This is a genomic window from Faecalicatena contorta (assembly GCF_003149105.1).
GTDB classification, from domain to species: Bacteria; Bacillota; Clostridia; order Lachnospirales; family Lachnospiraceae; genus Muricomes; species Muricomes contortus_C.
In genome coordinates this window covers 14,191-29,769 of sequence record NZ_QGDS01000018.1, presented here as the reverse complement: position 1 = coordinate 29,769, position 15,579 = coordinate 14,191, and the positions used below count along the sequence as shown (strand labels likewise).

At 42.9% G+C, this 15,579-nt stretch carries 14 protein-coding genes and 1 tRNA gene; 3 read left to right on the top strand and 12 right to left on the bottom strand.

All coding sequences use genetic code 11. The features are described from left to right. Positions 1–4: 4 nt before the first annotated feature. The 9 genes from A8805_RS19195 to murB all read right to left on the bottom strand — a co-directional run bounded on the left by A8805_RS19195 (position 5) and on the right by murB (position 6,372). Positions 5–388 (bottom strand): P-II family nitrogen regulator, encoded by a 384-nt coding sequence (locus A8805_RS19195; protein WP_109714174.1) that lies wholly within the window; start codon positions 386–388, stop codon positions 5–7. A 20-nt stretch (positions 389–408) separates the two neighbouring features. Next, positions 409–732: a P-II family nitrogen regulator gene (locus A8805_RS19190; protein WP_109714172.1), complete on the bottom strand. Its 324-nt coding sequence runs from the start codon at positions 730–732 to the stop codon at positions 409–411. 18 nt (positions 733–750) lie between these two features. Further along, entirely contained in the window at positions 751–1,575 is an 825-nt protein-coding gene (nifH, locus tag A8805_RS19185) for a nitrogenase iron protein (RefSeq protein WP_420319482.1), read from the bottom strand. A 388-nt stretch (positions 1,576–1,963) separates the two neighbouring features. After that, positions 1,964–2,035, bottom strand: a tRNA-Glu gene (locus A8805_RS19180). A gap of 135 nt (positions 2,036–2,170) precedes the next feature. Further along, positions 2,171–3,115, bottom strand: coding sequence for a diacylglycerol/lipid kinase family protein (locus A8805_RS19175; protein WP_109714169.1), 945 nt, complete (start codon positions 3,113–3,115; stop codon positions 2,171–2,173). A 248-nt stretch (positions 3,116–3,363) separates the two neighbouring features. Then, positions 3,364–3,621, bottom strand: coding sequence for an HPr family phosphocarrier protein (locus A8805_RS19170; RefSeq protein WP_109714167.1), 258 nt, complete (start codon positions 3,619–3,621; stop codon positions 3,364–3,366). Beyond that, positions 3,618–4,577: a DNA-binding protein WhiA gene (gene whiA / locus A8805_RS19165; RefSeq protein WP_109714165.1), complete on the bottom strand. Its 960-nt coding sequence runs from the start codon at positions 4,575–4,577 to the stop codon at positions 3,618–3,620. The genes A8805_RS19170 and whiA overlap by 4 nt, the downstream gene beginning before the upstream one ends. Before the next feature lie 9 nt (positions 4,578–4,586). Further along, positions 4,587–5,465 carry an RNase adapter RapZ gene (gene rapZ / locus A8805_RS19160; RefSeq protein ID WP_109714163.1) on the bottom strand — a complete coding sequence of 293 codons (879 nt, stop codon included), beginning with the start codon at positions 5,463–5,465 and terminating at the stop codon, positions 4,587–4,589. A gap of 1 nt (position 5,466) precedes the next feature. Then, positions 5,467–6,372 carry a UDP-N-acetylmuramate dehydrogenase gene (gene murB, locus A8805_RS19155; RefSeq protein ID WP_109714161.1) on the bottom strand — a complete coding sequence of 302 codons (906 nt, stop codon included), beginning with the start codon at positions 6,370–6,372 and terminating at the stop codon, positions 5,467–5,469. A 186-nt stretch (positions 6,373–6,558) separates the two neighbouring features. Between murB and A8805_RS19150 the strand changes: the two genes are divergently transcribed. After that, positions 6,559–7,884: an HlyC/CorC family transporter gene (locus A8805_RS19150; protein ID WP_109714159.1), complete on the top strand. Its 1,326-nt coding sequence runs from the start codon at positions 6,559–6,561 to the stop codon at positions 7,882–7,884. Between the two features lie 83 nt (positions 7,885–7,967). Here A8805_RS19150 and dapB read toward each other — a convergent pair whose 3' ends face one another. Beyond that, complete coding sequence (gene dapB, locus A8805_RS19145; protein ID WP_109714157.1) at positions 7,968–8,765, bottom strand: 4-hydroxy-tetrahydrodipicolinate reductase; 798 nt, start codon at positions 8,763–8,765, stop codon at positions 7,968–7,970. 169 nt (positions 8,766–8,934) lie between these two features. Here dapB and A8805_RS19140 point away from each other — a divergent pair, with 169 nt between their 5' ends. Then, on the top strand, positions 8,935–9,699 hold the full coding sequence (locus tag A8805_RS19140; protein WP_109714155.1) for an N-acetylmuramoyl-L-alanine amidase: 765 nt from the start codon (positions 8,935–8,937) through the stop codon (positions 9,697–9,699). Between the two features lie 102 nt (positions 9,700–9,801). Beyond that, complete coding sequence (locus A8805_RS19135) at positions 9,802–12,396, top strand: PEP/pyruvate-binding domain-containing protein (RefSeq protein ID WP_109714153.1); 2,595 nt, start codon at positions 9,802–9,804, stop codon at positions 12,394–12,396. Positions 12,397–12,491: 95 nt separating this feature from the next. On the opposite strand, the gene glmM is transcribed toward A8805_RS19135, so the two are convergent. Both glmM and A8805_RS19125 read right to left on the bottom strand, forming a co-directional pair. Further along, the gene (glmM, locus tag A8805_RS19130) at positions 12,492–13,841 is read right to left on the bottom strand and encodes a phosphoglucosamine mutase (RefSeq protein WP_109714151.1); all 1,350 of its coding nucleotides are present in this window, start codon (positions 13,839–13,841) and stop codon (positions 12,492–12,494) included. Between the two features lie 249 nt (positions 13,842–14,090). Next, entirely contained in the window at positions 14,091–15,488 is a 1,398-nt protein-coding gene (locus tag A8805_RS19125) for an NAD(P)/FAD-dependent oxidoreductase (protein ID WP_109714149.1), read from the bottom strand. Positions 15,489–15,579: the final 91 nt, after the last annotated feature.

Genomic DNA, 15,579 nt, shown 5'->3' with positions numbered 1-15,579 from the left:
CTCCCTAATATGCGTCCATTGTAGCTGCACCATCTCTTACACGGTATGATTCAGTAATAGGAAGCACAAAAACTTTTCCATCTCCCTGATGTCCCGTCTGATTTGTTTCAACAATAATATCTACCACATCCTTCACTTTATCATCATCCACAATCACAATAAACACCCGCTTTGGTACCAGCCTGATTGCCTCTGTAAGACTTTCTCCAGTGGCATCCAATGGCAGTTCACCAGTGGAAATTACCAGATTCAGAAGTTCCGGATCAATACTTTTTTTACCTCTTCCCAGACATTTACGGCAGCTAAAAGCAGGAAAACCGCCTTCTGCCAAGGCTGCTTTTGTCACATTTACTTTATTAGGACGGATAAAAGCCATAATTTCTTTCATATTAAATTACCGCCTTTCTATTATAATCCTGATTTTCCGGTACTCACCGTATATGCTTCTTCCACAGGAGATATAAACACACGTCCGTCTCCAAAGTTTCCCTCACCTGTTCTTGCGGTACGAAGAATAATTTTCACCAGTGTATCCTTATCTTCATCGCTACAGAAGATAAGCAGCATTTCCTTCGGTATTTCATCATAGTAAAAATCATCTACACGAATACCTCTTTGCTTACCCCGTCCAAATACATCCATTTTCGTAATAGCCGGAAACCCTGCTTCTGCCAGTTCTGTCATGACTGTTCCTACTTTTTCCGGTCTTAAAATTGCTCTTACCATCAACATAATGAAAAGCCTCCTCTCCTACTCGCTTACACCATACTCCATGAGAATTTCCTCTAGTTCATCGATTGCCATTGGTTTTGGAACAACAAACATCTCATTTTCTTCAATTTTTCTGGCCAGATTCCGGTATTCCTCTGCCTGCTGCTCTTCCGGACTATAATCAATAACTGTCTTTTTATGTATTTCTGCCCGCTGTACTGCATTATCACGGGGAACAAAATGAATCATTTGAGTTCCAAGCCTTTTGGCAACCGCTTCCACCAGCTCTGCCTCACGGTCTACCTTACGGGAGTTACAGATCAGGCCTCCGAGACGAACCGTACCTGTTTTTCCATATTTTGCAATACCCTTTGAAATATTGTTAGCTGCATAAAGAGCCATCATCTCACCTGAACATACAATGTAGATTTCCTGTGCCTTACCTTCACGAATCGGCATTGCAAAACCACCACATACTACGTCTCCCAAAACGTCATAAAATACATAGTCAAGGTCATCGGTATAGGCACCCAGCTGCTCCAACAGGTTAATGGAAGTAATAATACCACGTCCTGCACAGCCAACTCCCGGTTCCGGTCCACCGGATTCCACACCCCTGATCCCTTTAAATCCTGTTTTCAAAACCGCATCCAACTCAATATCATCGCCTTCATCTCTTAATGTGTCCAGCACCGTCTTCTGTGCAAGACCACCTAGCACAAGTCTGGTAGAATCTGCTTTTGGGTCACAGCCTACAATCATGATATTCTTGCCCAGGTCTGCAAGACCGGCTGTCAGATTTTGTGTTGTTGTGGATTTTCCGATGCCACCTTTTCCATAAATAGCCACCTGTCTCATACTCATTACCTCCTTTTCTAAAATAAAAAGGCTTTTTAATCCATCTTTCGATAAAGATTAAAAAGCCACTCCATTGTGAATGAATTCCCAGTTACTACTAACATTAACACAAAGACATCTTAAATGTTAAATTAATAATACGTGATATTTCTCAACAACACAATACAGGTAATTATACAAAAACATCAGCTATCATGCCTATTTTTTGTGAATTTTATAGCATCCCAACTCTATTAACAATACACCTCTCACAGTTCACAGACATTTATAGAGATTATTTTACACATTTTACGGTACCTAAAGATAAGTCTGCCCCTTTATTGCCCCTTTTTATAATTTAAATAAAAAAATACTGGAACCCCAATATATAAGGGATGTCCAGTACAAGGTTGAATGACTCCAAGGGGAATCGAACCCCTGATTCCAGCGTGAGAGGCTAGCGTCTTGACCGCTTGACCATGGAGCCTTAGTCTACATTGCTTTCACAAGCGAATTTCATTATACTATACCCTTGTCCATTATGCAAGTATTATTTTAAAATTTATGCTACAGTTCAACTAAATCAAACTTACTGCTGAACTGTAGCAAATTTCTTTCTGATTTACTTCACTTCAAGAGCATTCTCAATCTGCCCTTTCACAGAGAGTCTCCTGATGCTCTTCTCTGCTACCATAATCCTCAGCCCCTGTTTCTTATTCCTTATCACTACCTCGTCATGGCCTCCGCCGAACTCACCGTCCAGTGTCCACGGTATTTCTTCCACCGACTCAAAACAGATATAACCGGAACGAAAAGAATACATATGCTTGGAATCAATCTGTTTCAGCACAAGTGCAGCAATGATTTCATTCAGCTCTATGGGATTTTGGGGCGTCTTAATCAAAGTCACTTCAAACTCTCCGTCATCAAACACTACGTCCTTACCGATAATGCCCTTAAATCCTCCCACAGACCTTGAGTTTGTCACCATACCGAACACAAACTCACCCTCCAGCTCTTCTCCATCATGAGTTACCCGGATATGGTAGGAAGGTATATTAAAAATCCTCTTTGTCCCCTCCAGTACGTAAGCCAAGTGTCCCAACACGTTTTTCATGCTCTGCTTTGTCTCATATGACACATCTGTAAACAGCCCGAATGCCGCAATATAAACAAAAAAGTCATCATTAAAAATACCCACATCACAAGAAAACGGAACTCCATTTGCTGCGGTATTTGCTGCCTCCAGTATATCCTTTGAGATATGAAGGCTGTTTGCAAAATCATTCGTTGTCCCTGTAGGAATATAACCAACAGGTACCTGCGTCTCCCGCGTCAGCATTCCCGTTACTACCTCATCCAGAGTCCCGTCACCTCCGCTGCAGACCACTACGTCATAATCTTCTCTGTAAGAAGCTGTTTTGGCATATGCATCATGATAACGCTGGGTAGGGTATACAGTCACCTCATACCCCCCCTTTACAAAAATGTCCAGTACATCAGAAAGTTTAGGCTTTAAGAGGCCTGTCCCTGCATTTGGATTGTAAATAAACAGCATTTTTTTCATAAATTCTGATACCTCCAGTATGTCAAAGCGGATACCCTGAATCTTCCCCGCTGTTGTAATGTTAATGTTATATTTATACCATTATAAAAGAGGCCGCGCAAAAGCACAACCTCTTTTCATCCACTTCTCTATTCTATGCTCATTGAACTACCAATGTTCAATGAGGTATACTTCTTGAACTGCTGTTGTTCAAGGAAATATACTTATTGAACTGCTAATGCCCAATAAGGTATTTTTAAGCCTGCCATCTACTGTCCTTTGGTAAAGAAGGTCTTGATTCCTTCCGCGGCTTTCTGCTCGTCTTCGCCGTCTGTTACTACTGTAAGCCTCTCGCCTTCTGAAAGGCTCAGACTCATCATTCCCATAATACTCTTTGCATTGATTCTCTTTCCATCTACCTGGATAAATACTGTACTTGCGTACTGGCTTGCCTCCTGTACTAACAATGCGATTGGTCTTCCGTCAAGTCCCTTGTCATGTTTTACAACAACCGGTGTTTCAATCATAATAATCCTCCTTGCTTTTGCCTTGCCTTTTCTGCCATTTCGCTCAGTTTGCGAAGCCTGTGGTTCACTCCAGACTTTCCAACGGGCGGTGATAAGAGTTCCCCTAACTCTTTTAGTGTCGCATCAGGATGGGAAAGGCGGGCAAGCGCTACTTCCTCCAAACCTCCGGACAATCTTTCAAAACCTATTGTATCTCTCAGATATGTAATATCCTCCACTTGTTTCACAGCGGCAGATACTGTTTTGTTGATATTGGCAGTCTCACAATTTACCTTGCGATTTACGGTATTGCGCATTTCTTTCAGAATTCTGACATTCTCCAATTCCATCAGTGAAACATGCGCCTCCATAATATTCAGAATATCTACTATCTGGGAGCCTTCTTTCAGGTATACAACATATGACTTTTTCCTTTGGACAATCTTGGCATCCATAGAAAACCCGCATATTAATTCCTGAATCTGGTGTGCCATCTTTTCAGAAGCACAGACAATCTCAAAATGATATGACTTGTTTGGATCACTCATTGAGCCCGCGGCAAGAAAAGTGCCTCTGATAAAGGAACGTCTGCAGCAGGTCTGCTGTACCACCAACGGATTCACAATATGAACCTCTTCGAATCCAGCCTTGTACTCGTCTATCAGCTTTGCTGCCTGAAGGATACGAAGCGCATTATCATGCTGCTTCACAACCACAGCATAAGAAACACTTTGCTTCAAAATATTTCTCCGGATAGAGATATCAGCTTCTATATTAAATGTTTTTCCTATTAATGTAAAGCATTTTCTTGCAACAGCGAGATTTTCTGAATGAATCTTCACACTGTAATGCCCGTAGCTGTCAATAACAATAGAACCGCATATGCTGATTAAAGCTGCCAGTTCCGCAATCTGGCAATGCCTTGCAGTGTTCCATTGCCTTGAAAGTTCTTCTTTTACATTTCCTGAAAATGACATCTCTCTCTCCTATTCCGCCTTCGTTATTACATCCTTCCCAATATCACGGTGTTCGATACGCACCCCATAATTCTCCTTTGATTCCAAAAACTGGTATAAGGCATTTGAAAGAGTTACCGAACGATGCCTGCCGCCAGTACATCCGACTGCCACCACCAGTTGATTCTTCCCTTCCAGAATGTAATTTGGAATTAAAAAATCCATCATCTCTGTCAGCTTATCCAAAAATTCCCTGGCCTTATCATTGTCCATCACATAGTCCCGCACCTGGGAATCATTTCCAGTTTTAGGGCGCAGTTCTTCAATATAATATGGATTGGGCAAAAAGCGGACATCAAATACCAAGTCGGCATCTTGAGGAATCCCATACTTAAAACCAAAGGACATCACTGTTATATACAGGTTTTTAAAATTCTTTCCTTCCATAAAAATTTTTTCAAGCGTCTGCCGCAGTTCTCTTGTCAGCATTTTACTTGTATCAAGTATATACGTGGCCCGCATTTTTAAGAACGCAATCTTCTCTCTCTCCTTTGCAATTCCCACATCGACGCGTCCTGAACCACCCAAAGGGTGCTGGCGTCTTGTCTCCTTGTACCTCTTTACAAGTACATCATCTCCGGCATCCAGAAAAAGAATCTTATACTGTATTCCCATACCATCAATTTGCCTAAGCTTCTCTTCCAGGCCCTTAAAAGCCTGACCGCCCCGGATATCTATACCCAGGGCAACCTTGTCAACCTCTGTATCGGGAGCGGAAAACATCTCTGCAAACTTGGTCATCAGAGGTATGGGAAGATTATCCACACAGAAGTATCCCTTATCCTCCAACATTTTCAAGGCAGTCGATTTCCCGGCCCCTGACATACCGGTAACAATTACAAATTTCATGTCAAAATTCTCCTATCCGCTTCACTTCCGGCTTCAATCTTACACCCGACACGGCTTCCACCTTATCTGCAACATAATCCATTAAAGCAACGATTTCCGCGGCTGTAGCGCCTCCACGGTTAATCACAAACCCACAGTGCTTAGCTGAAACTTGTGCATTTCCCACCCGGAAACCTCTAAGCCCCGCATCTTCAATCAGCTTTCCGGCAAAATAACCTTCCGGCCGCTTAAAAGTACTTCCTGCACTTGCATACTCCAGCGGCTGCTTCGTTACACGCTTTTCTTTTAATTCCTCCATGCGGGCATGAATTTCTTCCGGATTTCCCGGCTCCAGGCTAATCACAGCCTCAAGGACTACATAACCATTCCTTGCAATAATGCTGGTCCTGTATCCCAACTCCAGTTCATCCAAAGTTAATGTCTTTATAACACCCTCCTGGGTTAAAATTGTGGCGTTTACCAGCACATGGCTCATTTCTCCGCCGTAAGCCCCTGCATTCATCATCACTGCTCCGCCCATAGTCCCTGGTATACCAGAGGCAAATTCAAATCCTGTCAGACTTTGAGCCTGTGCTTCTGCTGCAATTTTTGAAAGCAGCGCACCTGCCTGAGCATAAATCTGGTTCCCTTTCGTATCTATCCGGTTCAGATTTTTATACATTTGTATGATGACACCTCTGTACCCTTTATCTCCCACCAGCAGATTGCTTCCATTCCCAAGGATATAATATGGAATATCCTCACGCTTTAAAAGGGTAATCACTTCTTTTATTTCTTCCGGGCCTTCAGGTATTACAAAATAATCAGCAGGTCCTCCCACCCTGAATGTGGTATGCCTGCTCATTGGTTCATCTATAAGTACCTTGTCTTCTCCCAGTAAATCACATAACTCTTCATATAAAGCCATAGACGTTCTCCATTTCTTTTGAACTATTCTTTTTCCAATCATACAACAAACCAGAATCAAATTCAACTGCTTTTGGCGGCCTACCGGTACCTCATGCTTGCAAAAACAGCCTAAATGATGTATATTTATTGCGTACACATGCTTTAAGCAAACATGAATAAAGATAATGAAGGAGTGAACAGACAATTGGACTCGAGTGACGCCATGCATTTTGTCATATTAATCGTATTATTAATACTGTCTGCATTTTTTTCGTCCGCGGAGACGGCACTTACTGCTGTAAATAAAACCCGTATGCGTTCCCTTGCAGATGATGGGAACAAGAAGGCTAAGATAGTGTTAGATGTAACCGAAAACCATTCCCAGAAAATGCTGACCGCAATCTTAATCGGTAACAACATTGTAAATATTTCCGCCGCTTTTCTCACAGCCATACTGGCCTACGGTTTCGGCGGTTACATGGTTAGCGCTGCTGCTGCTGTTTTAACGATTGTAATTCTTGTATTTAGCGAGATTACTCCTAAAAATATAGCTGCAATAAATTCGGAAAAGTTTTCTCTGTCCTATATACACCTGATAAAAGCCTTCATGGTATTAATGACACCTCTTATTTTTATCATTAATATTTTTTCACGGGGCATTTTATTCTTATTCCGGATTGACCCAAATGCGAAAAATAGTACCATGACTGAGGATGAACTGCGTACTATCGTAGATGTAAGCCATGAGGACGGGCTCCTTGAATCCGAAGAAAAGGAAATGATTTACAATGTATTCGACCTGGGAGATGTACGTGCCAAAGATGTTATGGTTCCCCGTGTACATGTATCATTTGCAGATGTAAACAGTACCTATACAGAACTGATTAATATTTTCAAAGAGGATAAGTTCACGCGTCTTCCTGTATACGAGGATACCACAGATAATGTGATTGGTACCATCAATATGAAAGACCTGCTGTTATTTGAAAACAAAAAGAATTTCAGTGTACGCGATATACTCCGCGATGCTTATTTTACTTATGAATACAAAAACATCTCAGAACTTCTCGTTGAGATGAGAAATGCTTCATTTAACATTGCAATCGTGCTTGATGAATATGGCGAAACTGCCGGTTTGATTACCTTAGAGGATATACTGGAAGAAATTGTCGGTGAAATTCGTGATGAATATGATGACCATGAAGAAGAGTTCGTAAAACAACTTGGCGAAAACGAATATATTGTAGAGGGCTCCATGAGCCTTGATGATGTAAATGACCGGTTGGATCTGGACCTGGAACTGGAGCTGGAGTCTGCAGATTATGATTCCCTGGGAGGGCTCATTATTGAATATCTGGATAGACTTCCCGAAGTGGGTGATCAGGTTATAACGGAAAATGGAATTACGCTGGTTGTTGAAGCTTTAGATAAGAACCGGATTGAAAGCGTCCATGTATACCTGCCGGAAGACATGCAGACGGATACAGAGGAGGATGAGAAATCCGACGATACAGATTCTGATGAAGAATAGAATTGCAAATTAAAGAGTTATTTTAAAGCCGCCGCCGTGAAGTAAGCTTATGCTTCACAGCGGCAGTTTTTACGATAGGCGGTTTAAAGGTGAAGAACATCCTTAATCGTATAAAATCCGGCTTCTTTTCCTGCCAGGAATACTGCACAATCACAGGCCCCGCGGGCAAAACATTCCCAGTTGTAGGAATGATGGGTAATTTCCATACGTTCCCCCATAAATCCGAAATAAACTGTATGGCTGCTTGGAATATTTCCTGCCCTGAGAGAGTGATATCCGATGGTTCCCTTTTCCCTCGGTGAAACGCCCTGCCGTCCGTAGACTGCAACATCAGCCAGCTCTTTTCCCATAGCATGAGCCATGATCTCTCCCATTTCTTTGGATGTACCGCTGGGAGCATCCTTCTTCCACTGGTCATGCATTTCCAGAATTTCGATATCTGCCTCCTCACCGATAACCGCAGCTGCAACTTCCAGTAGTTTGTTTATGACATTCACCAGCTTAGAGGTATTAGCTGCATAAAGCATGGGAATTTCCTTCCCTGCATCTCTGAATCTCTGCATTTCGTCAGGAGTAAATCCAGTCGTTCCGCATACAAGGGCCTTTTTATGTTCGAGAGCAAGTGCAAGAACCTCCATTGCCATTTCTTTTGTTGAGAAATCAATAATAACATCACAGTCATCAATCACAGAACTAAGATCATCCACCACGGGGACTCCAAGATCAGATCCAGTCATTGCTGCCTGTCCAAGGTCTTTTCCGATATAATCCCTCCCTTTCGGTGCCACACCTGCAACTAATTCTATATCATCCCTACTCGCGGCAATCTGCGTAATTAATTTCCCCATTTTTCCTCTGGGACCTACTACAATTAATTTCATGTTATAAACTCCTTTCACATACCTGTTTTTGTACAGCCAATTTTATAGCTTCCCTGATAAACATTATAATACGAACAACAGACAAAGCAATATAAAATAATGAATAAGGTAACCTCTTCCGCACTTTCACATATTATAAAATAGAACAATGTGAAAGGACGCTTTACTTATGCCTTATTTAATCATGCTAGATCCAGGACACGGCGGCCGTGACCCGGGAGCAGTACACAATGGACGCCAGGAAAAAGTTGATAATATGCGCCTCGCGTTAGCACTCGGTGAAATCCTCGAAAATGATGGCATAGACGTGGAATACACAAGAACTACGGATGTCTACGAATCCCCTTACGAGAAAGCTATGAAAGCCAACAATGCAGGAGCAGATTTTTTCATCTCTTTACATCGTAATTCATTTCCCACTGATAATGTAGTATCAGGAGTGGAATCCCTTGTTTATAGCAAAGATGGAATCAAACTTGAACTGGCGGAGAATATCAATAAGCACCTGGAGGCTGTAGGGTTTAAAAACCTGGGCGTGACAGCCCGCCCGAATCTTGTTGTCCTTCGCCGCACCCAGATGCCTGCGGTAATGGTGGAAGTAGGATTTGTTAACTCAAATGAAGATAATCGGATATTTGACGAACACTTTAATGAAATTGCCCAGGCAATTGCGGATGGCATTTTTGAAACCTTGGATATGAATAACCCCGTAGAGAATCCTGGATACAGAATCCAGGTCGGTGCATTCCGTAACCCAACTTATGCAAACCGCCTTTTAAATGAATTACTGGAACAGGATTTCCCCGCAGCAATCATAGATTCTGATGGATTCTTCCGGGTACAGGTAGGTAACTTCAGCACACTGGAAGATGCCACTGAAATGGAACGGCGCCTGAAAAATGCCGGATATCCCACGATTATTGTCAGCCAGTAATTCAATATTTTATTTCTGATACGACAAAACAGTACCCCTTTTTTCTCCATTTATGATAAACTGATACCAATACCAGTTGTTTGTGAGTGAAATGGGGGTACTATGAAAAGTATAGAACGTGTAAGTACAGGATTGCAGGGCGCAGATACTGTCATCGACTTTCTCCGGCTTGGTGATAATGTAGTCTGGCAGGTAGACTCTTTAGAGGCTTATTCTTTCGCGGTGGACGAGTTCGCACGTCAGGCTGTAAGTGAGGGAAGGCGGCTTCTATATATACACTTTGGAAGCCATCCGCGGCTGCTTGATGAGTCCGCCCTCAAAAATGCAGGTGCTGACTTTCAGGTATACCCGATTGATGCAAGTATGGGTTTCGAATCATTTACCAGTACAGTCCATCAGATTATTACAACTGAGGGGCGGTATGCCTTTTATGTGTTTGACTGTCTCAGTGAACTCCTGCAGTATTGGTGCTCCGATCTGATGACAGGGAACTTTTTTCAGGTTACATGCCCTTATCTGTTCGAGCTGGATACAATTGCATATTTTGGGCTTTACAGAAATGCCCATGCCCAGGATACAGTTGCACGGATACGGGAAGTTACACAGCTTCTTCTGAACCTATATACAATTGACCAGCAATATTATCTGCACCCATTAAAAGTATGGGAGCGTTATTCTCCAGTTATGTTTCTGCCCCATTTGCTGACGAAGGGTACGGCAGAATGCATTACTGACAGTACCAGTACCGCCGAACTATTTTCCAGGCTGCAGATCCAGACGAAAAAGCTGGACTATTGGGATATCAGCTTTGAGGAAGCAAAGCCTTATTTGAACGCGCCTGTCTCAGAGCAGGCATATATTAAGGAAAACCTCCTGAACTTGTTGATTGGGAAGAGATCACGGATTACTTCCCTGAGCCGGGAATATTTCACTTTGAATGACCTGATACAGATTGAATCCCGGGAAATCGGAACCGGATATATAGGAGGAAAATCAGTCGGTATGCTCCTTGCGCGGAAAATACTGGAAACACAAAGCCCCGGTATCTGTACGGAGCATCTGGAAATGCACGACTCCTACTATATAGGCTCCGATGTCTTCTATACTTACATCGTACAGAACGGCTGCTGGCGTCTCCGCATGAAGCAAAAAACAGAGGAAGAATATTTCTCGGCTGCCCCCAAGCTCCGCGAAAAATTACTGAGCGGGCACTTTCCAACCAGCATTAAAGAACAGATTATGGTCATGCTGGAATACTTTGGACAATCCCCTATTATTGTCCGCTCAAGCTCTCTGTTGGAGGATAACTTCGGGAATGCTTTTGCTGGAAAATATGACAGCGTTTTCTGCCCTAATCAGGGAACCCCGGAAGAGCGTTATCATGTTTTTATGGAAGCTGTCCGCAAAGTATATGCCAGTACCATGAGCCGGGAAGCTCTGGAGTACCGGCAGAACCGGGGGCTTGCCCAGAAGGATGAACAGATGGCTCTGCTGGTGCAGAGAGTCTCCGGAGATTATCACGGAAACTATTTTTTCCCTCACTGCGCAGGAGTAGGAAATTCTTCAAACCTGTTTGTCTGGGACAAAACTACAGACCCCTCCAAAGGGATGCTGCGTCTTGTATTCGGTATGGGTACCCGTGCTGTGGACAGAGTGAACACAGATTATCCGCGTATTGTCACTCTCGATAAGCCGGAACGTCCTCCGCTGCTTGCTTATGGGGACGAGAGAAAGTTCTCGCAACATTATGTAGATGTCATTAATCTGGAGGAAAATAAATTCCAGACCATCCCTCTGGAAGAGGCCGCCGGGCTTCCTTTGAAAACGAACACCCGGCTTTTTCTGGAACCGGATTCGGAGCTTGCCCGTTATTTCAGAGAGACAGGCCAGCGGGGCCGCAAAATTCCGGACATTGCTAACTTCGCCCGCCTGCTTCGCCACACGGACTTTGCAAAGACAATGGATCATATTTTAACTGTTTTGTCTGGTATTTATGATTATCCGGTGGATATTGAATTCACCTGTAATTTTAATAAACAGGAGGACTACCGCGTCAATCTCCTTCAATGCCGCCCTTTGCAGACAAGAGGTCTGGGCAAAACCATCGAACTCCCGGAAAAGCTGGACAAGTCCCAGTGCTATTTTACCTCCACCGGAAACTTTATGGGCGGAAATGTAAGACTTCCGGTGCATTATATTATTTTTGTAAAGATAGGGCCTTATCTGGAATTGAATGAACAACAAAAGTATGCCATTGCCAACCAAATAGGTACACTAAACCGGATATTAAAAAACAAACACGCCATTCTGATTGGACCCGGGCGTTGGGGCACCACCACCGCCGCTCTTGGCGTACCGGTCCGTTTTACAGATCTCTGCAACATGGATGTAATATGTGAAGTTTCTTATGAAAATCTGGGACTGATGCCGGAATTGTCCTGCGGAAGTCATTTTTTCCAGGATATTATAGAATCTAATATCTTCTACGCTGCACTATTTCAAAGTGACCCGAATGTATATTTTAATGAGGAAAAAATTCTTAGGAAGGAAAATATACTGGACAGCCTTTTGGCAGAGAGTAAAGAGGAAATCATATACTCTGACGTGATACACGTGATAGATACAAAAGAAGATGGAAGTGAAATCTATTCTGATATTATAAAACAGAAACTAATCTGTACCGACAAATATCAATAAATAAGTAAATCTATAGAAAGGGCTGATATAAACCAGACCGTCTGTCTGACTTGTATCAGCCCCTATAATCTTGCTAAAATTCCAGCAATTTACTATTACATTCCGTCTACCAGTTTTTCAGCTTCCAGCACTTTTACAACCTGGCCTACATATTTCTCACAAATTTCATCAGTAGATGCTTCCACCATAACACGGATAACCGGTTCTGTGCCGCTTTCCCGGACCAAAATTCTCCCATCGCTTCCCAGGGCTGCTGCCACCTCTTCCACTGATTTTTGTACTGCCGGGTTTTCTCTTGCAGTCTTCTTATCGGTTACACGGACATTTTTCAAAAGCTGCGGATATATTTTTACTTCTTCACACAACTTCGCCAGTGTCTGTTTCTTCTCCATGATAACCTCCATCAACATCAGAGAAGTCAGGATACCATCACCGGTTCTTGCATGTTTGCTGAAAATAATATGCCCGGACTGCTCGCCGCCAAGGGTATACCCATTTTGCTGCATGTTCTCATATACATATTTATCACCTACAGCAGTCTGCTCATAATTTATTCCGGCTTTATCACAGGCTTTGTAAAGTCCAAGGTTTGACATAATGGTAGTAACAATTGTATTTCCCTCCAGACGTCCCTGCTCCATAAGGTATTTTCCACAGACATAGAGAATCAGGTCTCCGTCTACTACATTCCCATTTCCGTCCACTGCAATACACCGGTCTGCATCACCGTCAAAAGCAAATCCTACATCCAGGTTTTTCTCTTTTACATACTGCTGCAGCACTTCTATATGAGTAGAACCGCAATTTGTATTAATATTGACTCCATCCGGTTCATTGTTTATCACATAGGTCTTCGCTCCCAAGGCATCATAAACGCTCTTGGCAATACTGAAAGCACTTCCGTTGGAGCAGTCAAGCCCAATCTTCATATCTTTGAAAGAGCGGGTTGCAAGAGAAATCAAATGTCCGATATACCGGTTTCTTCCAGCAGCATAGTCAATAGTACGTCCGATATCTTCTTTTGTTGCCAGAGGAAGTTCCGGGATTTTCCCGTCAATATATGCTTCAATCTCCTCTTCCACATCTGCTTCCATCTTATGTCCTTGCCCATTGATGAGCTTTATGCCATTATCATAAAATGGATTGTGACTTGCGGAAATCATAATTCCACAGTCAAAATCTTCCGTGCGTACAACATAGGATACACTGGGGGTTGTCGTTACGTGGAGCAGATATGCATCTGCGCCGGATGCCGTCAGACCTGATGCCAACGCATACTCATACATATAGCTGCTTCTTCTTGTATCCTTTCCAATGACAACTCTTGCCTTATGTTCACGCCCAAAATACCATCCCAGGTAACGTCCTACTTTAAAAGCATGCTCCACAGTCAGAACTACATTTGCTTCTCCTCTAAATCCATCTGTTCCAAAATATTTGCCCATATAATTTTCCTCTTATCATTTTGCTTGTTTTCTGCTGCTCCCACTCAGGCAGCATCCATTAACATTATATTTGTATTTATCGCAAGATACAACTTTTTTTTACAATTTGGACATAAAAACTTACAACGAGGTATGCTTACGAAAGCAAACTTTCTTTTGCATACCTCGCTGTGAATTTTATTTGGCGCTCCGCCTAAGCCAGATGCAGCAAGGCTAAATCGAGCTTATAGCTGAACTATAACCAATTGCTTACTGCTCTTTTTCCAAGATCGCCCTTGCCACGCATAATCCGTTGGCTGATGCCTGCTGCAGTCCTCTTGTAATGGATGCGCCGTCACCCATAGCACGCAGTCCTTTTATATTTGTCTCAAACTTTTCATCTACAAGAACCTTATTAGAATAAAACTTAACTTCTACTCCGTATAAAAGTGTTTCGTCACTGGCAATACCCGGAGTAACCTTATCCAGAGCCTTGATCATTTCATCAATAGCTACCATAATCCGGTGAGGAAATACAAGTGATAAATCTCCCGGCACTGCATCTTTCAGCGTCGGTGTAATATTATTGCGGACCAGCCTCTCCTCCGTAGTTCTTCTGCCTCTTCGGAAATCTCCGTATCTCTGCAGCAGAATCCTTCCTCCGCTCAGCATATTTCCCAGCTGGGCAATTTGTTTTCCATATTCAATCGGAGATTTAAATGGCTCCGTAAAGTTCTTTGACACCAAAAGGGCAAAGTTCGTATTATTCGTCTTCATTTCTTTTGACTTGTATGCATGACCGTTCACAACTGCCAGTCCATTTTCATAGTATTCCGTGGCCACCTCACCCGATGGGTTGGTGCAGAATACTCTCACCTTATCATCGAAAGTCGGTGTGTAGTATACCAGTTTCGCTTCATACAGCTTGTCATTCAGCTCTTTCATGATTTCGTCCCGGACTTCCACACGGACACCCACATCCACTGTGCCGTTTTTCGTCTCAATGTTATGCCCCTGACACACATGTGAAAACCATTCCGAGCCTTCCCGTCCTACTCCGGACACAATTTCCGGCGCATAATAAGTCTCGCCTTTGTCTGTTACGACCCCTTTGGCAACTCCATCCTCAATCAAAATATCCGTCACCATAGTTTTAAACATAATTTCTACACCAGCATCCAAAAGATGATGCTGCAGGCGGGTATAAATTTTATAGCCCTCCTCGGTTCCCAGATGCCGGATTGGACATTCAATCAACTTTAAGTTTGCCTGTATTGCCTTTGTACGTATGTCGGTAATTGCCTGCTGGTCTTCTACACCATACACTTTATCATCCGCACCAAACTGTAAATAGATACTGTCAGCCTCATTGATCAATTCCGTGGCTTTCTCATATCCAAGAATTTCCGGAAGAGTTCCTCCTACATCGGGTGACAAGGACAATTTACCATCTGAAAAGGCTCCTGCCCCTGCAAATCCTGTTGTAATAGAACAGGGCTGACATCCTACACATGTTCTTGTCTTTCTCTTAGGACATTGCCTTGCCTCGATAGAACGGCCCTTCTCAATCATCAGCACCTTCATATCCGGCTTCTGCCGCTTCAGCTCATATGCACAAAATATACCGGATGGCCCGGCACCTATTATCACTACATCATACTGATTCATTTTATCCCTCAGCTTTCTTTAAACTATACTTATTGAACTGCTAAAATTCAATATGGTATACTTCTTGAACTCCTAATGTTCAAGAAGGCAT